This window comes from Thermodesulfovibrio sp. TK500a, from assembly GCF_055381765.1.
In genome coordinates, this window is sequence record NZ_AP041606.1 from 1648246 (window position 1) to 1667842 (window position 19597).

A 19597-nucleotide genomic window follows, 5' to 3' on the forward strand; every position below is an offset into this window, starting at 1 on the left:
AGATGAATGGCGAGAAAAAAGCAGGTAAAAGTGGTATTTTGATGATTCTTCTCCCTTTATTATTGATAATTGTCTTCGGTTCTATTTATCTAATTCCCAAGATGGAAACGTTAAACAAGCTTAAAAATGAACATAAGGTTTTATCACAAGAGATAAATAAAGCTAAAGAAGATTCCCGGAGATATGAAGAGTTGAGAGTTTTAAATGAGAGACTTCAGAAGAGAATGGAGTTTCTAAAGACTCTCCTGCCAAAAGAAACAGAGGTTTCGGATGTCTTAAAAAAACTATCGGAAATAGGACTTCAAAAGGGGCTTGTTGTTACTATGTGGAAACCTCAAAGTAAGACAGTCCATCAATCTACAGAAGTATATGAAATTCCTGTAGAAGTTGCCATGAAGGGTAGATATCATATTTTTGGGGGCTTCTTTGCCGAAACAACTAAAATAGAGCGTATTCTCAATATAAAAAAGATGGAGATTAAAAGCGGAGAAAAAGACCCTGTAATGTTGACAGCTACAATGACTGCAGTTACTTACTCTTTAATACCTGAAGAAGAGAAGAAAAAGATACAAGAACAGAAAAAATCTCAGGAAAAGAAGAAATGATGGATAGAAAAAGGATTATAATTTTAATTTTCTTAGGAGTTGTTTTGGTTGGTGGAGGTATTTTCTGGACTTTTTGGGGAATGGAGAAACAGGCTAACATAACTCAAGTGCCTAAAGCTACAAAAAAAACAAAAGAGAGCGAAGAAGTAAAATCTATGGAATTTCCTACTTATTCCTATGATGTGGAAAACTTAAGAGATCCTTTCACTCCGCTGATTGTAAAGAGAGACATGCTTAAAAAGGGGCAGTCTCCTCTGGAGAGTTATGACATAGAAGAATTTAAATTAACAGGTATTGCATGGGATAAAAAAGGAATGTATGCCTTAATACAGGCTCCAGACGGGAAGTTTTATATTGTCAGAGAAAAAGACAAAATAGGTATAAGCGGAGGGAGAGTTGTGAAAATATTAAAAGATTCAATAGAAATTAAAGAAGACAATAGAAAAACAAAATATCTGAAACTCAGAACGGAGGAAGGAGCATGATAAATAAAATAGTTTTTTTTATCCTATCTTTTCTTATTATAATATCCGTTGATGCTCTTGCAGGACAGATTGACTCCGTTGTTTATGAGGATGATGCTTTAAAGATTAAACTTTCTGATAAGGCAGAGCACAGAATAATTCCTCAGGACGATCCATTTAAGATTCAATTAGAACTAATTTCTACCTCTTTAGGCTCATTGAACAGAAAGATGCTATTCCATAATGGATATGTAAGTGAGGTTTCTGGTGAAGAGATAGAAAAAAACACTCACTTAACCATTCTTCTTGCAGAACCCATAAAGCCTGAAATTAAATCAGAAAACAATGTTATCATTATCTCGTTTAAATCTAAGAATGAGCCAACTCCAGTTAAGGCAACGAGAATAATTGATTTGTTGTTGGAAAAATATGGTGAAGATTTTGAAGTCACCTTTTATGCTGATGGAGAACTGCCCGAGCCTACAGTGATAAAAACAGACAATTCCGTAAGTATTGAATTTGCTGACATAAAATTTGATGCTGAAATCCCTAAAGACTTTCCCCTTTCCATGAAAAGGGAAGGTAAAAATTTGAATTTCAGTTTCTTAAAGGGTGAAGGCTTAGATGCAGAAGTCCTTCACTTAGGAGATGAGGTAGTCTTTAGCGTAAAGAGAATAAAGGATAAAAAGCCTGAAAAAGCTCCTGAAAAAGCTAATGAATATAAAATTTCCACAATTGATAATAGTACAGTAAGTAATGTAAAAAGTGATACAACCGTAAATTTCGATTTTCAAGATGCAGACCTTGTTGGAGTGTTCAGGCTACTTGGAGAAATCTCGGGATATAATATGGTTATTCATCCTGAGGTTAAGGGTAAAATCACTCTTAAACTTATAAACGTACCATGGGCGCAGGCGCTTGATATGATTTGTAAAACTTTTCAGCTCCAAAAGGTTGTTGAGGGAAACATTATAAGAATAGCTCCTTTGAAAGTTTTTCAGGAAGAAAAGAAACTGCAGGCAGAGACAAAAGACCTGTTCAAAAAGGCTGAAGATACAAATACGAAAATATTTACTCTCAAATATGCACTGCCAGACAAAGTAAAGACAACTATAGAAGGTGCTAAAATTTTATCTCCTCAGGGCAATATAGTTGTTGACGATAGAACCAGGTCTGTAATAGTAAAGGATATACCTTCAGTTCTAAAGGAAGTAGAGACTTTTATTGTTAATCTTGACAAACCAATAAGACAGATTCTTCTTGAGACACGAATAGTAGAGATTAGCAGTAGTTTTGCTAAGAGTCTTGGTTTTGAGTGGGGAATAAGGTGGTCACCTCCTGGATCAAGGACGAATATAGTGGGCTCGCAGTCTTCTCCTGCCACTGTTCCAGGTGGTACTACTCCGATAGGTATTAATCTTCCTGCATCATCTGGAGCTGTTGGAGCTGGAACGTCGGCTTTCACAATCGGATATATTAATGCATCTGGAACTTTTGCACTTGATGTCAGAATTTCAGCCTTACAGGAGACAGGAAAAGGAAAGATAATTTCAAACCCCAGAATAATTACAATGGACAATCAGAAAGCAAAGATTGTTCAAGGTGAGTCAATCCCTTACGGTGAAAAAGATGTTCAAAGCGGGCAGATTTCGACCAAGTTTAAAGACGTGGCAGTTATAGTTGAAACAACTCCCCATTTAATAGATGACAAGTCTCTCCAACTTGATATAAACGTCACCAAGGAAGACCTCGTGGAGTTTGTAAATATAGGTGGAACATATGCACCAAGAACAACTAAATTAGAGGGAAATACCAAAGTTTCCCTTAAAGATGGAGAAACACTGGTAATCGGAGGCATCTATAAAAAGAAAGATACAACGAGAGACTCCAAAGTTCCCCTTCTTGGCGACATCCCCTTAGCCGGTGAGCTTTTTAAAAGCACGGGAAGAGATGAATCTCTCTATGAAGTAATGATATTCATAACTCCAAGAATATTAAGTTATGAATAATGCGAATTCTTCTTATAGAAGATGATAAGGTTCTTGGGGAAACTTTAAAGGATTATCTTAGTATTGAAAATATAGAGCTCATCTGGTTGTGGGATGAAAGGGAGCTTCCTAAGGTAATTGGTAAATATGAATTTGATGTGATAGTGGTCGATCTCATCCTTAGATATACCTCTGGTGAAAAGATAATAACTGCTCTGAGAAAAGTTGGAATTAAAACTCCTATTCTTGTTATAACTGCAAAAAGTAGCATTAAGGATAAGGAAAACTGCTTTATCCGTGGTGCCGACGATTATCTAACAAAACCCTTTGATTTCAAGGAGTTTGTATTGCGGCTTAAGGCGTTAAGCAAGAGAAAACATATAGAAAGTATAATAACCATAGGAGACATTACGATAAATCTTGACGGAAAAACAATCCACAAGGGTAATGAAGAAATCAGAATATCAAAAAATGCGTGGGAACTATTAAGTCTTTTAATTAAGAAAAAGGGAGAGATAGTTGATACAGAAACTATAATGAATTATATATGGCCAGATAAGGAAGTAGGAGAAGAGATTGTAAGGGCATACATAAAAGAACTCAGAAAAATTTTACCTTCCGATTGTATAAAGACATACCCTGGTAGAGGATATAGACTGCTTTGAGATTTCAAGTAAAAGTAATTTTAGCAACAACTTTAATTATGATTGCCATTTTGTTCTATCTGAACACGATGGTTTTTACCTTTGCCGAAAGTTTAAAAGAAGAATGGCTTTCTGAATTTTTTAATAAAGATAAGATTTCAAAGAGGAATCTTGTAGAGATAAAGTTTAAGGATTACGTTAAAAACGTTCTTCTTTGGGAGTTTTTATTGGTTCTAAGCTTAATGCTCGTTCTTTACAAGATTATCGAGCGCATGACAAGGCAGGAGAGGGAATACAGAGATTTTCTTGAACTAATACTTCTGACCATATCTCACAAGTTTGGTAACTTTCTTGCAACTCAGAGGGGAAATATAGAAATTTTAAAACTTAGAAATGATGCGAGGGCACTTGAGAGGCTGGAAAAGAGTTACTTATATATTCAAGAAGATTTTCATCGCATTCTTGATACTATTAATAAATTTAGAGACTTAAAACACTCTAAAGAAAAAATAAATCTAAGGGAGACTGTAGAGAGAATTCTCACTCTAACTCAAGTTAAAGTAGAAATAAAAACTCTTTTGAATGATGTATATGTAAATTCTAACAGGGAGATGCTTGAAAATATAGTTTTTCCGATAATTGAAAATGCTCTAAAATACTCAAAGGATATTGTTCAGATAAGGCTTTCAAGAAAACAACTTGTTGTGAGGAATAAAATTTTTTCAGAACAAGATAAGGGCTCGGGAATAGGCCTTAAAATTGTAGAAACGCTTGCAAAAAAAATGGGATACAGGCTCATTTACAGAACAAAAGGCGAATATTTTTTAGTTTGCCTTAAACTAAAGTAAAAGAATACATTAACAGGTTTATACTTCCTATGGAACTTGCGATTTTTCTTTAAAGCTTGCTACTATAATAAGATTTAAAATTTTCGGAGGTGAGATATGTATTTATTGAATTTTATAACAGATGTCTATGCTATGGGGCCTGCACCGCAAGGTGGTGCACAGGGAGACCCTGTAATGGGACTTATAGCTAGTCTTCTGCCTTTGTTTCTGATAATTGTTGTCTTTTACTTTTTGCTTATAAGACCTCAACAGAAAAGAGCGAAGGAACACAGACAGATGCTTGAGAATCTTAAAAGAGGAGACAAAGTAATAACTGTTGGAGGACTCTACGGAGTTGTGGACAGTGTAAATCCCAATACCGTTGTGCTTAAAGTTGCTGAAAACGTAAAATTAAAGTTTTCAAAGCAGTCCATTGCGGCCTTAAGACCTCAAACAGACGAGGATTAATAGTTTTTCATGAAAAAAAGTATTTACATCAGAATAGCGCTCATACTCTCTACACTGATTTTAGCGGTTGTGTTCTTTTTGCCGAACACGCCTCTTTTTAACTCGATGCCTGAATGGTGGAAGAAGAATCTTCCAAATAAGGGTATTGTGCTTGGTCTCGACCTTCGGGGAGGTTCCCATCTTATTTTTGAGGTAGATATTAAAAGGGCAAGAGAGATAACCGTTGAAAGAATAGGAATGCATCTTCAAAGTCTTCTTGAGAAAAAAGGGCATAAACCTGTTGTTAAAGTTGAAGGTGAAAAAATATTTGTCCAGCCTGTGAATGATGATGTGAAAAAAATAATAAGAGACAACTATCCAGACCTATCCATTTCTGAGCATGGCAATGCTCTTAATTGTCAGCTTCCAGAGAGTGCTTTTAAGAAAGTCGAGACAACTTCAGTTGAACAGGCAATCGAGGTGATTCGTAACAGGGTTGACCAGCTTGGAGTGGCAGAACCAGTTATTCACAAACAGGGAGACAATGAGATAGTAGTTCAATTGCCTGGAGTAAAGGATCCTAAAAAGGCTCTTGAAATTATTGGTAAAACAGCTCAGCTTGAGTTCAAACTTTTAGACGAAGAAACACCTCTCTGGAAAGAGCTTCCTTCTTTAATAAAAGCTGGAGAGGAAGAGGCTTTCTTAAATCAGTGGAAAGCTAAACTGCCAGAGGGAGATGAGATAGTTTTTCAAAAAATTTCTAATAAAGAAACTGGAGAGGTATACAAAAGACCTTATATAGTAAAAAAAGATGCACTTCTTACAGGAGACCTTCTTGCTGAGGCACATGTGAGTATTGACCAGAGATTTAACGAGCCCTATGTATCTTTGAGATTTAACGAAGCAGGTGCAAAGATGTTCGAGGATATTACGGCAAAGAATGTCAAGAGAAGGCTTGCCATAATACTTGATAGTAATCTTTACTCTGCTCCTGTAATTCAGGAAAAGATTGAAGGTGGTAATGCTCAGATTTCCGGTAATTTTACTCTTGAAGAGGCAAAGGATTTAGCATTAGTTCTTAGAGCTGGAGCTCTTCCTGCACCTGTTAAGCTTATTCAAAATGTAACAGTAGGTCCTACCCTTGGAAAAGACTCAATTGAAGCAGGGAAAACAGCTGTTCTTATAGCATCTATGCTTGTTGTGATTTTTATGATTATTTACTACCGTCTTAGCGGTTTGATTGCAGACCTTGCTTTAGTTCTGAACATTGTTTTACTCATCGGTGCACTTGCTGCCTTGAATGCTACTCTCACTCTTCCAGGTATTGCAGGTATAGCTCTTGCTGTAGGAATGGCAGTGGACTCGAATGTTTTAATGTTCGAAAGGATAAGAGAGGAGTTAAGGCTTGGTAAAACTCCAAGGGCTGCTATAGAAACAGGCTATAAAAAAGCATTCTGGACTATTTTCGATTCTCATGTTACAACTTTAATCACGGCGGCGGTTCTTTTTCATTTTGGCTCTGGTCCTATAAAAGGTTTTGCCGTAACTTTATCTCTTGGAGTTGCTATAAATCTATTTACAGCATTAATTGGTACAAAAACTGTATTTGACCTTATATATACAGGAAAGGAGAGAAAAAGTCTCAGCATATGATACAGTTTCTTGGTAAGACAAACATAGATTTTCTTGGTAAAAAATACATAGCCGTTGGCGCATCGGCTATAATGATTCTTCTTGGTATCTTTGCAATATATCAGATATACGTAGGAAATGCAAATTTAGGAGTAGACTTTGCAGGCGGATTGAGTCTTCAGGTGAGATTTTCTCAGCCTGTTACTCTTGCAGAGGTTAGAGGCGCTCTGGAGAAAGCAGGTATGAAGGATGCAGATATACAGGAGTTGCCTGCAGAAAAAAAGGTTCTCATTAAATTAAAAAAACAGCAGGAAGGAGCGCAAGAAAATATTGAGAAAGCTTTAAAGGAAAACCTGTCTGCTAAAGGACCGATAATTGAGTCAGTAACAGAAATAGGACCTAAAATAGGTGCGAGAACAAAAAGAGATGCCCTCTTTGCAGTTTTGGCCGCTACCGCAGGAATTCTTATATATATTGCTATTCGGTTTAGGTTTCATTTTTCCATAGGTGCTACGGTGGCAACTTTTCATGATGTAATGGCGGTGCTTGCTATTTTTTATTTACTTGACAGAGAGATAAACTTAATTTTTGTAAGTGCCCTTCTTACGATTGCAGGATACTCTCTCACAGACACGGTTGTTGTCTTTGATAGAATTAGAGAAAATCTTGGAAAGGTTGCAAAAGGAGCTATGACCCTTGAAGCATTAATGAATAGAAGTATAAACGAAGTGCTCTCAAGGACGATTGTTACATCTCTCACAACTCTCATGGCAGCGGTGGCTTTATTTTTCTTCGGCGGTGAAGTGTTGCATGATTTTGCCCTTGCTATGATTATAGGTATTCTTGTGGGGACATATTCTTCCATTTTTGTAGCAAGCCCTGTAGTTCTACTTCTCGGCAAGAATTCACTGACAAAGAGATAAAATGCTTTACTCCGAATGGGTTGTCGTAAGGACAAATCAGGAGTATCTTCAGTATGTTTCTAAGACGCTTGATATAACCTTACCTACAGCTCAGGTCATACTCTCAAGAGGACTTAAAAGTATTGAACAAATCTATTCATTTTTAAATCCCCATATTGACAGCATAGACCCTTTTGATATCTCAGGGGTTTATGAGGCTGTTTCCATAATAAAAGAAGCTATAAAATCGGAAACCAAAATTCTCATACATGGTGACTACGATGCCGATGGCTTGACTGCAACAGCTATACTTTACGACATACTCTATAGAAAAGGTGCGCGGGTTTTCTATCACATCCCTCACAGAATTGAGCATGGCTACGGATTAACCCTTAACAGTATAGAAGTGGCAAAAGAATTAGGGGTTAAACTAATAATTACCGTCGATTGTGGAATAAGAGATTTTGAAGCTGTAGAGTATGCGAGTAAAGAAGGTATAGAGGTAATAATTACTGACCATCATGAGCCATTAAGAATTAAAGAGGAGTTAGTCATTCCGAGAGCTCTTGCAGTGATAAATCCTAAAATTGATGACAATGCTAACTACAAATATCTTGCAGGTGTTGGTGTTGCTTTACTCCTTGCAATGGCATTAGACAGGGAGATGGCTTTAGAATATATAGACCTTGTTACGCTTGGAACTTATGCTGACATGGTTCCACTTACACATGCCAACAGAACTTTGACTAAATACGGATGGAGACTAATTGAATCCCCGTTGAGAAACTCTATAAAGATGCTAAAAAATATTGCAGGTATTAATTCAAACTCTCTCAAAGGTTTCCACTTAAGTTACTGCCTTATCCCTCGGATAAACGCACCTGGAAGAATAGATTACGCAAGGGATGTTGTTAAGTTTTTAATCTCCGAAGATGAGGCTGAAGTTGAAAATCTCAGTAAATGGATAAATCAATTAAACACTTTAAGACAGAAAACAGAAGAAAGAATAATGAGCGATATTGAAGAAAAGCTTCTCAGAGAATTTAATGATGACCCTGTTATTGTACTATGGGGAGAGTGGCATCCAGGAGTTGTAGGAACTGTTGCAAGCAAATTAACCGACCGATTTAACCGACCTGCTTTTGTGTTTTCTCTACATGAGGGAAAAGCAAAGGGTTCTGCAAGAAGTCCCTCAGGTATTGATTTGCAGGAGATGCTAAATGGCTGTAAGGACTTGCTCATAAGATTTGGAGGACACAAGCAGGCAGCAGGAGTTACTCTTTCTCATGATAATTTGCAGGCTTTTAGAGATAGACTCTGTCAGCTTGCAAAAGATATATCCGTAGAGGACAAAAGTATTCTCTTTCTTGATGCAGCCGTTAATTTAAGTGAAATCACAGAAAAAGTAGCAGAAGAGATGAACCTTCTTGAGCCTTTTGGAGAGGGTAACAGAGAGCCAATTTTTGGAGCAAAAGAGCTTACGGTGGTAAACTTAAGAAAGGTAGGCAGTAATCATCTTAAGATGTTTTTGAGGCAAAATGGTAGCACCATTTCTGCCATTGGATTTGACATGGGAGATGCTCAAATCCTCGAAGGAGCTTTAATTGATGCAGCCTTTACTCCATCAATCAATGAGTGGGAAGGCAATAAAAATCTTCAGCTTCAGCTTAAAGCTTTGAGAAGGACCCAAAGATGAGATTTACAGTGACAGATTTGCTTGCGAAAAAAAGAGAAAAACAAAAGATAACAATGCTAACTGCCTATGACTATCCTTTTGCCCAAATTGTTGACGAAGCAGGCATAGACATGATTCTCGTGGGAGACTCGCTTTCAATGGTTATTCAAGGAAACGAGACAACCTTGCCTGTAACCGTAGATGAAATTATTTATCATACTAAAATTGTAGTGAGAGCAACAAAAAGAGCCATGGTTGTAGCTGATATGCCGTTCATGTCCTATCAAATAAGCGTAGAGGATGCCGTTAGAAATGCTGGCAGGCTTGTAAAGGAAGCAGGTGCTCAGGCCGTTAAACTTGAGGGAGGAAGAGAAATCATAAGACAGATAAAGGCAATTACTGAGGCAGAAATTCCCGTGATTGGCCACTTAGGTCTTACCCCCCAAGCTGTTTTAAGAATGGGAGGATATAAACTTCAGGGTAAAATTCCTGAACAGGCACAGAGAATTAAAGAAGATGCGATTCTGTTGCAAGAGGCGGGAGTAGTTGCTATAGTTTTAGAGGTAATTCCCTCGGAGCTTGCAAAAGATATTACTGAAAGCCTTGAAATTCCAACAATAGGCATTGGTGCTGGTGTGAACTGCGATGGGCAGGTATTGGTAGTTCATGACTTGCTTGGACTTTTTGAAAAATTTACTCCCAAGTTTGTGAAGAAGTATTTAAATTTGAGAGAGGAGATTTTAAAGGCGATAAAGCAGTATAAAGAAGAAGTAGAAAAAGGAGAATTTCCAGATAAAGAGCATTCCTTTTAAAGTTGAAGGAGGGCAGAGTGTTAACACCAGAAAAACAGTTTGAAATAATCAAAAGAGGGACTGTTGAAATAATTCCCGAAGAGGCTCTTAAAGAAAAGCTTAAAAAGTCATACAAGGAGAACAGTCCACTTAAAATAAAAGTTGGTTTTGATCCGACTGCTCCGGACATTCATCTGGGACACACGGTTTTACTTGAAAAGATGAGACAGTTTCAGGAGCTCGGTCATGAGGTAATATTCCTCATAGGTGATTTTACGGGAATGATTGGAGACCCCTCAGGAAAGACAGAGACAAGAAAGCCATTAACAAGAGAGGAAGTTTTAAAAAATGCTGAGACTTATAAAGAACAGGTTTTCAAGATACTTGACCCTGAAAAAACTGTCATAAGATTTAACAGTGAATGGTTTGGAAACATGTCTGCCCTTGACATGTGTAGACTTGCTGGCATGGAGACAGTTGCACGGATGCTTGAAAGGGAAGACTTTAAGAAAAGATTTACAGAGGGCAGACCAATTAGTATCCTCGAATTCTTATATCCACTGCTACAGGCTTATGACTCGGTTTATCTTAAGGCAGATGTGGAGCTCGGTGGCACAGACCAGAAATTTAATCTTCTCATGGGTAGGCAACTCATGAAACTCTATGATATGGAAGAACAAGTGGTAATAATGATGCCTCTACTTGAGGGGCTCGATGGTGTTCAGAAGATGTCAAAGAGTCTTGGAAACTACATTGGTATAAACGAGCCACCTGATGAAATTTTTGGAAAGGTTATGTCAATAAATGATGAGTTAATGCTCAAATATTATGAACTTTTAAGCCATATATCAATAGATGAGCTTAAGGAACTTAAAAAGGGAATTGAAAATGGAAAGATAAATCCACGAGATGCAAAAGAGTCGCTGGCTTTTGAGATTGTAGAAAGGTATCATGGAAGAAAACTTGCCGAGAGAGCAAGGGAAAACTTTGTTAAACTTTTCAGAAAAAGGGAGATTCCCGAAGAAATTGAAACAGTAGAGGTAAAGGATGAAGGAGAAGGAGTGTGGCTACCCAAAGTTCTTAAAGAAAAAGGAATTGTAAAAAGCACCTCAGAGGCTGTAAGGCTAATTAAACAGGGCGGCATAAGAGTAAACGAAGACCAAATAGATAACCCCGACATAAAGCTTAAGTCTGGCGAGTATGTAGTAAGGATTGGCAAAAGAAGATTTGTCAAGATAGTAGTAAAATGATGAGATTTTTCAGCCAATTCGTTTCGTATAATTATAAGAGCAGAATAAACATTTTAGTTTCTCATGATAGTCTGAGTATTCTCAGGCATTACGCAGAATAAATAAAAGCAGCTCATAAAAATGGAGGAAGGAATGAGAATTATTGTCTGTGTTAAGCAAGTTCCCGATGTAACTGAGGTAAGAATTGACCCTAAAACAAACACCCTTATCAGAGAGGGAGTTCCAAGTATTATGAATCCCTACGACCTTCATGCCGTAGAGGCAGGGCTTCAGATTAGGGACAAAGTAGGAGGAAAAGTTACGGTAGTAACAATGGGACCGCCTCAGGCAGAGGAGGTATTGAGAGAGGCAATCTCTATGGGTGTAGATGATGCAGTTTTACTTACAGACAGAAGATTTGCCGGTGCTGACACTTGGGCAACAGCCTACACACTTTCTAAGGCAGTAGTAAAACTTGGCTTTGACCTGATAATCTGCGGAAAACAGGCAATTGATGGTGACACAGCCCAAGTTGGCCCTGAGATGGCTGAGTTCTTAGACATTCCCCATGTGTCCTATGTAAGACACATTGAGAGTATCACGCCGAACGAGCTTATAGTTGAAAGACTTATGGATGACTGCTATGAAAAAATAGCCCTAAGCCTTCCTGCCCTAATTACGGTTGTAAAGGAGCTTAACACTCCCCGTCCACCATCAATAAGAGGCAAGATGGCTGCAAAGAAAGCACAAATTCCAAGATTTAATGCCGATGATATCGGAGCTGAGGAGGAAAATGTGGGACTTAAAGGTTCACCTACAATGGTCAAAAACATCTTTGCACCACCTCCACGGGGTGAAAGAAGAATTCTTGAAGGAACACCTGAGGAGCAGGTTGAAACATTAGTTAGAGAACTAAGGAGGCTCGGATGCTTATAAGAATTGACATAGAAAAATGCACAGGCTGTGGAACCTGTATAAATGCCTGTCCTTTTGGAGCAATTGAATTAAGGGATTTTAAAGCGTTCATCACAGAGGCATGCACTCTTTGTGGGGCATGCATTGAGAGTTGTCCTGAAAGTGCAATAATTGATGAGAGGGCTAAAGAGGAAAAGAAAGCAGAAGAACACAAAGGAGTATGGATATTTGCTGAACAGTCTCGGGGTAAAATTGCTTCTGTGGCTTATGAACTTCTTGGCATTGGAAGAAAACTTGCCAATCAGAGAGGGTCTAAACTCAGTGCGGTGCTTTTTGGTCCTTCCGATGAGGTTGAGGAACTTATTAGATGGGGCGCAGACATAGTCTATCACGTAAATTCTGAGGATTACGCCTTTCTTGATGATGAACTTTATGCAAAGACACTTATAAAGCTAATTGAGGAGCACAAGCCTGAGATTCTCCTTGCTGGTGCTACTGCTATTGGACGTTCCTTTATACCAAGGGTAGCAGCAAGGCTTAGGGTTGGGCTTACAGCAGACTGCACAGGACTTGAAATAGACAAAGAGACAGGAAATCTTCTTCAGATTCGTCCAGCTTTTGGTGGAAACATTATGGCAACAATTGTCTCTCCTACAAGTCGGCCTCAGATTGCAACGGTAAGACCGAGGGTTATGAAAAGGGGAGAATATGATAAAAACAGAACAGGTGAGATTATTATTGTCCCACCGCTTAAGCCTCAAGGAAGGGTTAAAATACTTGAGAGGGTTGAGGATACCTCTTTCTGTAAGGTCAATCTTCAGGATGCAAAGGTGATTGTATCAGGTGGAAGAGGGCTTGGTTCTCCCGAGGGATTTAAGATGCTTTGGGAGCTTGCCAATCTTCTTGGTGGCACAGTTGGAGCATCCCGTGCAGCCGTTGATGAAGGCTGGATTCCCTATGCCCATCAAGTAGGACAGACTGGTAAAACAGTATGCCCAAAACTTTACATAGCCTGCGGAATTTCAGGAGCAGTGCAGCATCTTGTAGGTATGCAGTCAAGTGATGTAATTGTGGCAATTAACAAAGACCCGAATGCACCGATTTTCAATGTTGCAACCTATGGAATAGTTGGGGATGTAAAAGTAATAATTCCCCTTTTGATTAAGAAACTTCAAGAAGGAGTATCCTAATGATAGCTTTTGTTTTTCCAGGTCAGGGTTCCCAGTATGTGGGAATGGGAAAGAGTGTCTATGAAAGGCAGAAAGGGATATTTGAAGAGGCAAGTGATGTTTTAGGCTTTGACATTGCCAAGCTATGCTTTGAAGGACCAGAGGCAGAGTTAAACCGAACAGAAAACACTCAGCCAGCCCTTTTGACCGTATCCTATGCTTTGCTAAAAGAAGTCTCGGCACTAAACATAAAACCAGACTATGTGGCAGGACATTCCCTTGGCGAATACACTGCCTGTGTGGCTTCGGAGGTTTTTTCATTTAGTGATGCAGTGAGAATAGTAAGAAAACGGGGAGAGCTCATGCAGCAGGCACAGCCAGAAGGAAAAGGTGCAATGGCAGCAGTGCTTGGGCTTGATGAAGGGACATTAAGAGAGATATGTGACAGTATCTCTCACTTTTATGTTGACCTTGCAAACCTGAACTGCCCTGGACAAGTCGTTATCTCCGGAGAGGCAGAGGCTGTAGCACGGGCAATGGAGATTGCAAAGGAAAGGGGTGCAAAAAAGGTTGTGCCCCTTCAGGTAAGCATTCCCTCTCACTGTAAACTCATGAGAGAGGCAGCAGAGAAGTTTGCTCAATTTCTAAAAGACTTTAAATTAAATGCGCCCAAAATTCCTATTGTAACAAATGTAGATGCTGAGGAGAAAAGGGAAGCTCAAGCCCTTTTTGATGTCCTTGTAAAACAACTTTATAGCCCAGTTCGCTGGCAGGACTGTGTAAAATATATGATTTCAAAGGGAGTTCAGACCTTCATTGAGATAGGTCCTGGCAAAGTTCTGTCAGGTCTAATAAAGAGAATAGATGGTAATGTGAGAGTTTTAAATGTAGATAACCTTGAAGACCTAATCAAAATGCAGGAGATAATTTGAGAAGTCTTAAGGAGATAGAATCCTCAGTAATAGCCGATAAACTCAAAGGTCTCTCTGATTCGGAGATTGGTGAGAAATATAAGATCACCTATCGGCAGCTTGAACAAATAATGAGAAAGACCTTTGGAGTAAGCATAAGCTCACCCAAAAAAGAGAGATCTATAAAAAGATATGAGCCAAAGGATTTCCAAGAAGAAACCACCACAGTATGGAGTTTTAAAAGCCGTGGTGACTGGGCAACTCACAGTGGAGAATACAGAGGAAACTGGTCTCCCTACATACCGAGAAATTTAATACTAAAATATTCAAGTCCTGGAGAACTCGTTTTAGACTACTTTTGCGGTGCTGGAACAACAGCAGTTGAGGCAAAGCTGCTTGGAAGAAGATGCATTGCCCTTGATATAAATGAAAAGGCAGTTGAGCTGGCAAGAAGGAACATAGACTTTCAAATTCATTCAAAATATCAGAGATATGAAAGAATCTATGAACCAGAGCTATTTGTAGGTGATGCAAGGGACTTATCTTTCCTCGATAATCAATCAGTAGACCTAATTTGTGCTCATCCTCCTTATGCAAATATAATCCACTATACGAACAATAAAGAGGGAGACCTCTCTTTTTTAGAAGTTGAGCATTACCTCAGAGAACTTGAAAAGGTTGCCAATGAGAGTTATAGAGTTCTTAAGCCGGGTAGAAAGTGCGCCATTTTAATCGGAGACATGAGAAAACACAAACATGTAGTTCCTCTTGGTTTTAAAGTTATTGACGTTTTTCTTAAGGCAGGATTTAAGCTCAAGGAACTCGTAATAAAAAGGCAGCACAACTGTAAAACAACAGGATTTTGGTATGAAAACAGCATAAAATACAATTTTCTCCTTCTTGCCCACGAGTACTTGCCCATATTTGAAAAGCCTTTAAATACAAGTTCAGTGAAAGAGACCAGCTCTGCTTATGGAACAATTAGTTTAAGAGAACGAACACTAAAAGATAGAGATAGCATTAGTTCCCTTGAGACAACGACTGTGTGGATATTTCGTCGGGAAGAGCTTGAAAGTCTCACAGAGATTAACGTAATAGATAGATACCAGAAAAACAACTCTTTCAGGGTAATTGATATTACAAATGACGGAGTGCCTTCAGAGATAGAAAAATTATTAAAAGAGGGTAAAGTTGAGCTGATTTATGTTAAATCTTCTTGTTTAAGCAGAGCGGTCTTGGCTGAGAATGAAGTAGAGAAATACCTTGACAGCGTGAACCAATTAATTTCTATTATTTCAGAAATAGTTAATGATGAAGGTTATCTTGTGATTCAGACAAGGGACGTAAGAGTCAATGGATACATTGAACCAATGGCAAAGAGGATAGTTGAGGTTGTTAAAATTCCTGAACTTAGTCTAAAAGAGATCATAGTTATTGCTGAGAAGGAGTCCAAGAAAATTAATGCAAGGTCGGATGGCTCTCTCCAAATAGTTCACCAGTATCTGCTTGTTTTTAAGGTTTCCCGTAGTTTAAACATTAAGAGGAGTAAAAGTGCCAAAAAGCAATGAACCAATTCCGAAAATGTCATTTAAGAGAAAGGGTGAAAAAATCTCTCCTCTCTTTTTCACCACCATTAACGATAGATTTATTATTGGCGTATATCAAGGAAGTATTAGTCCATACGACATTTTGATAAAGTACAGACAGAGAACAAACAAGGGTTGGTCAAATATCAGAACTCCAAAGCATATACATTGGGCTGTGGATATCTTAATAAAGATGCATTCAGACAGAGAGAAAACTCACAAATTCCTGGATTTTCTTCTGAAAATGTGGGAGAATACTAAACCTATTAAATCAGAAGAGGAAAGAACTCGTCTGCTCAATCTTGAGAGTTTACTTGAAATAGAACCAGAAGAATTCAAAAAATTCGAGGAGCTCGGGGAAAAGGGTGAATACAGCATAAAATTCTTAATACTTCTTGCTCGCTTGCTTATGCTTCAAGAAAAAACAAATCTTGAGACTGCTTACATGTTTAAAAATCTTCTTAGGGCACTGAAAGAAGGTGAGGATATTTTTAAAATAGTATCAATCGCAACTCATAGAGGTAATAAATGAAAGGAGGAATTAAAATGAGAAAAAAGGTTGGAATCGTTGGTGCTGGAAATGTGGGGGCTACTCTTGCTCTCTTTGTGGCAAACAGTGGACTTGCCGATGTAGTTCTCTTTGATATTGTTGAAGGAATGCCTCAGGGCAAGGCACTTGATATTCTTCAAAACACTGCAGTCATGGGAGTTAAGGCAAGTGTTACAGGAACAAACAGTCTTGATGACCTTGCAGGTTCAGACATTGTTGTAATCACAGCAGGTCTTGCAAGAAAGCCAGGCATGAAGAGGGAAGACTTACTAATGGCAAATGCTGACATTGTAGGAGGCATTGTAAGAAGGCTTGCACCTCAGTGTCCTGAGGCTTACTACATTGTTGTAACAAATCCGATGGATGCCATGTCCCATGTAACCCTTGCAATGTCTGGTTCTCCGAGACAAAAGGTTCTTGGCATGGGTGGAGTGCTTGACTCAGGAAGATTTAAGACCTTCATATCAATGGAACTTGGAGTCTCCCCAAGAGATATTGAGACCTTGGTATTGGGTGGACATGGAGATTATATGGTTCCCCTTGTGAGATTTACCACTGTTAAGGGAATTCCCCTTTCAAAATGGCTTTCAAAGGATAAAATTGATGCCCTTGTAAAGAGAACAAGAGACGGCGGTGCTGAGATTGTCTCTCTTCTTAAGACAGGTTCTGCCTATTATGCACCAGCTCAGTCAACCTTTGAGATGGTAAGGTCAATTCTTCTTGACGAAAAGAGAATTCTTCCTTGCTCAGTCTATCTTGATGGAGAGTACGGTGTAAAAGGAGTCTTTAATGGAGTTCCTGTTGTAGTTGGAAGCAAGGGAGTTGAAAAGATAATCGAGCTTGAACTTACTGAGGAAGAGAGACGAGCCTTTGAAATTTCTACAGAAGAGGTCTTTAAAATGATAAAAATACTAAAGGAGGCAGGTAAAGTATGATTGAGCGTACCCTTGTAATCATCAAACCCGATGCAGTAAGCAAAAATCTGATTGGTGAGATTATCTCCCGATTTGAAAAGCAGGGACTGAGAGTGGCAGCCCTTAAGAAACTCAAGCTCACCAAAGAAGGAGCAAAGGGATTCTACATTGTCCACAAGGACAGACCTTTCTACGAGTCCCTTACAGATTTCATGTCAGAGGGACCTATTGTTGTAATGGTATTAGAAGGAGAGGATGCGATAGCGAGGGTTAGAAAAATTATGGGTGCTACAAATCCTGCCCAGGCAGAGGAAGGCACCATAAGAAAAGACTTTGCCGAAAACATTGAGCGAAATGCAGTCCATGGCTCAGACTCTCCTCAATCTGCTGCCTATGAAATCCCTTACTTTTTCTCAGCCTTAGAAATTCTTTAAAAATTAGATAGCCCTGCATATCTTTGTATTAGCTCAAAGATATGGCAGGGTTTTTTATTTGGGAATATTTTTTTCAGAATTTTTCTTGACATGTCAACCTTTATTCTGATAAACTGAACATTAGTTCACATGAACAGACGTTCAGTTGTATGAGTACAAAATGAAGAACTAAAATTTTTGAAATAAATGAGGATGTTCAATTACTAATGATCATTCCGAGCACCCTCAATGGGTGCGAGGAATCTGACCCTTAGGGTCACCCTGAGCGTAAGCAAAGGGTCTCCTCCTTAAATAGGAAAGAGGAGATTCCTCGTCGCTAACGCTCATCGGAATGACAGATGGAGGTAAATGAAAAATATTAAATTCTAATTCCTTGATTTATAAGAAACTGGGAAATTTTGAACAGTCTCATATAAGAAAGGAGGGCTGAAATATGGAAAGCAAAATAGCAAAGGCTTTAAAAATGGAATTAAATCCTGTGGCAATCATATGGTCAGATAAAAGACCAGAAAATGCCTTGCAATTTAGAGAAGGTAAATGGGGCTGTGTTATGTGGTTGTTTGCAAATGCTGTAAAGGGTAAAGTAGCTGTTTTTGATAAAAACACATATGGTTGCTGGGGTGGTGCGGTTGGTCTTGGTTTCGGAAATAAATATTTAGATTTTTTGGGAGGCATAGATTGTTTTTATTATTTTTTATCCTCAGGTAACAAAGAATGGGAGATTGGGAAAAATGTAGCTGAACAAATTAAACCCCATGTAACTAAAGAATTCTATGAGGAGTTTCTTGAAGGAGAGAGATATTTAAAAACTCCTGAAAATGTTAAAAAATTTGTTGAACAGTTACCTATCATAGAAATTCCTACAAAATATGTTATTTTTAAACCTTTGAAGGAAGTAAATTTAGACGAAGAGGAGCCAATAGTTATAGTATTTCCTGTAAATCCTCATCAGCTTTCTGCCCTCGTTGTTCTTGCAAGTTATGGAAGAGAAAGTTTTGAAAATGTGATAGTTCCATGGGGTGCAGGTTGTCAGACAATGGGAATATACGCCTACAGAGAAGCAAAATCAGATTTCCAGAGAGCGGTTATTGGTCTTACAGACCTTTCAGCAAGAAAACATGTAAAAAAGCAGCTTGGAGATAATCTTCTTACTTTTACTGTTCCTTTTAAAATGTTTCTTGAGATGGAAGAAAATGTTGAGGGAAGTTTTTTTGAAAGAAATGTATGGCAATATCTTATAAAAGAAATCTAAAAAATAATTTTTAAAATTGGAGGTAGTTAACATAAGCAGGCGTTCAGGATATGAATCAAAGAAGAGAATAATTGATGCAGCCATAAAGGTATTCTCCCAGTATGGCTACAGTGGAGCTACTATGAGAATGATTGCAAAGGAAGCAGGAATAAGTGTTGGAGGGGTATATCTTTATTTTAGAAATAAAGAAGAGCTTTTCCTTTTTCTGATGCAGGAAAAAACAAAAGATTTGGAGTCGAGGATTGCTTCCATTTTTGAGGAGAAAAGAAATGCAAAGGAGACTTTAGAGGAATATGTAAAAATTGCAGTTGAATATGCATCCGAAAATAAGGAGCTCATCCTGTTGCATGGTAGAGAATTGGGCTTTACCTTTGGAATGGAAATAAAAAAAGGTTTTTTTGAGAAACAGAAGGCATTGCTGAAAAATCTGATTGAATCAGGCATAAAAACTAATGATTTTACCGAATGCAATTCAGAAGAAGTTGCAAAGTTAATCATGCATATTATAAGAGGGTATGTGCTTTCTGTTGTCGTTGACCCTGAAAATCTTATTGACCCAGATGAGTGTGTAAAGATTATTTTCAATGGGTTGCTGAAAGTAAAAGGGGATTCTTCGCCCTCGCTTTACTCGGGCTCAGAATGACATGAAGAAAATAAAAAAC

General features: G+C 38.3%; 20 protein-coding genes. All 20 read left to right on the forward strand.

Going from position 1 to position 19597, the window contains the following annotated elements:
- Positions 1 to 2: 2 nt before the first annotated feature.
- The 20 genes from ACZ430_RS08685 to ACZ430_RS08780 all read left to right on the forward strand — a co-directional run bounded on the left by ACZ430_RS08685 (position 3) and on the right by ACZ430_RS08780 (position 19578).
- Positions 3 to 605: a type IV pilus inner membrane component PilO gene (locus ACZ430_RS08685; protein ID WP_297210836.1), complete on the forward strand. Its 603-nt coding sequence runs from the start codon at positions 3 to 5 to the stop codon at positions 603 to 605.
- Positions 605 to 1090 (forward strand): pilus assembly protein PilP, encoded by a 486-nt coding sequence (locus ACZ430_RS08690; protein ID WP_297210839.1) that lies wholly within the window; start codon positions 605 to 607, stop codon positions 1088 to 1090. The genes ACZ430_RS08685 and ACZ430_RS08690 overlap by 1 nt, the downstream gene beginning before the upstream one ends.
- Positions 1087 to 3078, forward strand: a complete 1992-nt coding sequence (gene pilQ, locus ACZ430_RS08695) for a type IV pilus secretin PilQ (protein WP_297210841.1) — start codon at positions 1087 to 1089, stop codon at positions 3076 to 3078. The genes ACZ430_RS08690 and pilQ overlap by 4 nt, the downstream gene beginning before the upstream one ends.
- Positions 3078 to 3722 (forward strand): response regulator transcription factor, encoded by a 645-nt coding sequence (locus ACZ430_RS08700; RefSeq protein WP_297210844.1) that lies wholly within the window; start codon positions 3078 to 3080, stop codon positions 3720 to 3722. Before pilQ ends, ACZ430_RS08700 begins: the two co-directional genes overlap by 1 nt.
- Complete coding sequence (locus tag ACZ430_RS08705) at positions 3719 to 4549, forward strand: sensor histidine kinase (protein ID WP_297210847.1); 831 nt, start codon at positions 3719 to 3721, stop codon at positions 4547 to 4549. The genes ACZ430_RS08700 and ACZ430_RS08705 overlap by 4 nt, the downstream gene beginning before the upstream one ends.
- Before the next feature lie 96 nt (positions 4550 to 4645).
- The gene (gene yajC / locus ACZ430_RS08710) at positions 4646 to 4996 is read left to right on the forward strand and encodes a preprotein translocase subunit YajC (protein ID WP_297210849.1); all 351 of its coding nucleotides are present in this window, start codon (positions 4646 to 4648) and stop codon (positions 4994 to 4996) included.
- A 9-nt stretch (positions 4997 to 5005) separates the two neighbouring features.
- On the forward strand, positions 5006 to 6628 hold the full coding sequence (gene secD, locus ACZ430_RS08715; protein ID WP_297210852.1) for a protein translocase subunit SecD: 1623 nt from the start codon (positions 5006 to 5008) through the stop codon (positions 6626 to 6628).
- A complete protein-coding gene (gene secF / locus ACZ430_RS08720; protein ID WP_297210855.1) occupies positions 6625 to 7530 on the forward strand; it encodes a protein translocase subunit SecF in 906 nt (301 codons plus the stop codon). Before secD ends, secF begins: the two co-directional genes overlap by 4 nt.
- 1 nt (position 7531) lies before the next feature.
- Positions 7532 to 9205 (forward strand): single-stranded-DNA-specific exonuclease RecJ, encoded by a 1674-nt coding sequence (gene recJ / locus ACZ430_RS08725; RefSeq protein ID WP_297210858.1) that lies wholly within the window; start codon positions 7532 to 7534, stop codon positions 9203 to 9205.
- On the forward strand, positions 9202 to 9996 hold the full coding sequence (gene panB, locus ACZ430_RS08730) for a 3-methyl-2-oxobutanoate hydroxymethyltransferase (RefSeq protein ID WP_464910544.1): 795 nt from the start codon (positions 9202 to 9204) through the stop codon (positions 9994 to 9996). Before recJ ends, panB begins: the two co-directional genes overlap by 4 nt.
- Positions 9997 to 10013: 17 nt before the next feature.
- Positions 10014 to 11225 carry a tyrosine--tRNA ligase gene (gene tyrS, locus ACZ430_RS08735; RefSeq protein ID WP_464910545.1) on the forward strand — a complete coding sequence of 404 codons (1212 nt, stop codon included), beginning with the start codon at positions 10014 to 10016 and terminating at the stop codon, positions 11223 to 11225.
- A gap of 132 nt (positions 11226 to 11357) precedes the next feature.
- A complete protein-coding gene (locus ACZ430_RS08740; RefSeq protein WP_297210868.1) occupies positions 11358 to 12140 on the forward strand; it encodes an electron transfer flavoprotein subunit beta/FixA family protein in 783 nt (260 codons plus the stop codon).
- Positions 12131 to 13309, forward strand: a complete 1179-nt coding sequence (locus tag ACZ430_RS08745) for an FAD-binding protein (protein ID WP_464910546.1) — start codon at positions 12131 to 12133, stop codon at positions 13307 to 13309. The genes ACZ430_RS08740 and ACZ430_RS08745 overlap by 10 nt, the downstream gene beginning before the upstream one ends.
- A complete protein-coding gene (gene fabD, locus ACZ430_RS08750) occupies positions 13309 to 14220 on the forward strand; it encodes an ACP S-malonyltransferase (protein ID WP_464910547.1) in 912 nt (303 codons plus the stop codon). The genes ACZ430_RS08745 and fabD overlap by 1 nt, the downstream gene beginning before the upstream one ends.
- Positions 14217 to 15767, forward strand: coding sequence for a TRM11 family SAM-dependent methyltransferase (locus ACZ430_RS08755; RefSeq protein WP_339944639.1), 1551 nt, complete (start codon positions 14217 to 14219; stop codon positions 15765 to 15767). The genes fabD and ACZ430_RS08755 overlap by 4 nt, the downstream gene beginning before the upstream one ends.
- Positions 15751 to 16317, forward strand: a complete 567-nt coding sequence (locus ACZ430_RS08760) for a hypothetical protein (RefSeq protein ID WP_339944641.1) — start codon at positions 15751 to 15753, stop codon at positions 16315 to 16317. The genes ACZ430_RS08755 and ACZ430_RS08760 overlap by 17 nt, the downstream gene beginning before the upstream one ends.
- A gap of 14 nt (positions 16318 to 16331) precedes the next feature.
- Positions 16332 to 17270, forward strand: coding sequence for a malate dehydrogenase (gene mdh, locus ACZ430_RS08765; protein ID WP_464910548.1), 939 nt, complete (start codon positions 16332 to 16334; stop codon positions 17268 to 17270).
- Positions 17270 to 17683 carry a nucleoside-diphosphate kinase gene (ndk, locus tag ACZ430_RS08770; RefSeq protein WP_366934800.1) on the forward strand — a complete coding sequence of 138 codons (414 nt, stop codon included), beginning with the start codon at positions 17270 to 17272 and terminating at the stop codon, positions 17681 to 17683. Before mdh ends, ndk begins: the two co-directional genes overlap by 1 nt.
- A 433-nt stretch (positions 17684 to 18116) precedes the next feature.
- The gene (locus ACZ430_RS08775) at positions 18117 to 18935 is read left to right on the forward strand and encodes a DUF169 domain-containing protein (RefSeq protein ID WP_464910549.1); all 819 of its coding nucleotides are present in this window, start codon (positions 18117 to 18119) and stop codon (positions 18933 to 18935) included.
- Between the two features lie 16 nt (positions 18936 to 18951).
- Positions 18952 to 19578, forward strand: coding sequence for a TetR/AcrR family transcriptional regulator (locus tag ACZ430_RS08780; protein WP_464910550.1), 627 nt, complete (start codon positions 18952 to 18954; stop codon positions 19576 to 19578).
- The last annotated feature ends 19 nt before the right edge of the window (positions 19579 to 19597 follow it).

Excerpts from the sequence above, each read along its gene's own strand:
- ACZ430_RS08685 (WP_297210836.1), top strand. The coding sequence starts at position 3 with ATGAATGGCGAGAAAAAAGCAGGTAAAAGTGGTATTTTGATGATTCTT.
- ACZ430_RS08690 (WP_297210839.1), top strand. The coding sequence starts at position 605 with ATGGATAGAAAAAGGATTATAATTTTAATTTTCTTAGGAGTTGTTTTG.
- pilQ (WP_297210841.1), top strand. The coding sequence starts at position 1,087 with ATGATAAATAAAATAGTTTTTTTTATCCTATCTTTTCTTATTATAATA.
- ACZ430_RS08700 (WP_297210844.1), top strand. The coding sequence starts at position 3,078 with ATGCGAATTCTTCTTATAGAAGATGATAAGGTTCTTGGGGAAACTTTA.
- yajC (WP_297210849.1), top strand. The coding sequence starts at position 4,646 with ATGTATTTATTGAATTTTATAACAGATGTCTATGCTATGGGGCCTGCA.
- secD (WP_297210852.1), top strand. The coding sequence starts at position 5,006 with ATGAAAAAAAGTATTTACATCAGAATAGCGCTCATACTCTCTACACTG.
- secF (WP_297210855.1), top strand. The coding sequence starts at position 6,625 with ATGATACAGTTTCTTGGTAAGACAAACATAGATTTTCTTGGTAAAAAA.
- recJ (WP_297210858.1), top strand. The coding sequence starts at position 7,532 with ATGCTTTACTCCGAATGGGTTGTCGTAAGGACAAATCAGGAGTATCTT.
- panB (WP_464910544.1), top strand. The coding sequence starts at position 9,202 with ATGAGATTTACAGTGACAGATTTGCTTGCGAAAAAAAGAGAAAAACAA.
- ACZ430_RS08740 (WP_297210868.1), top strand. The coding sequence starts at position 11,358 with ATGAGAATTATTGTCTGTGTTAAGCAAGTTCCCGATGTAACTGAGGTA.
- ACZ430_RS08745 (WP_464910546.1), top strand. The coding sequence starts at position 12,131 with ATGCTTATAAGAATTGACATAGAAAAATGCACAGGCTGTGGAACCTGT.
- fabD (WP_464910547.1), top strand. The coding sequence starts at position 13,309 with ATGATAGCTTTTGTTTTTCCAGGTCAGGGTTCCCAGTATGTGGGAATG.
- mdh (WP_464910548.1), top strand. The coding sequence starts at position 16,332 with ATGAGAAAAAAGGTTGGAATCGTTGGTGCTGGAAATGTGGGGGCTACT.
- ACZ430_RS08775 (WP_464910549.1), top strand. The coding sequence starts at position 18,117 with ATGGAAAGCAAAATAGCAAAGGCTTTAAAAATGGAATTAAATCCTGTG.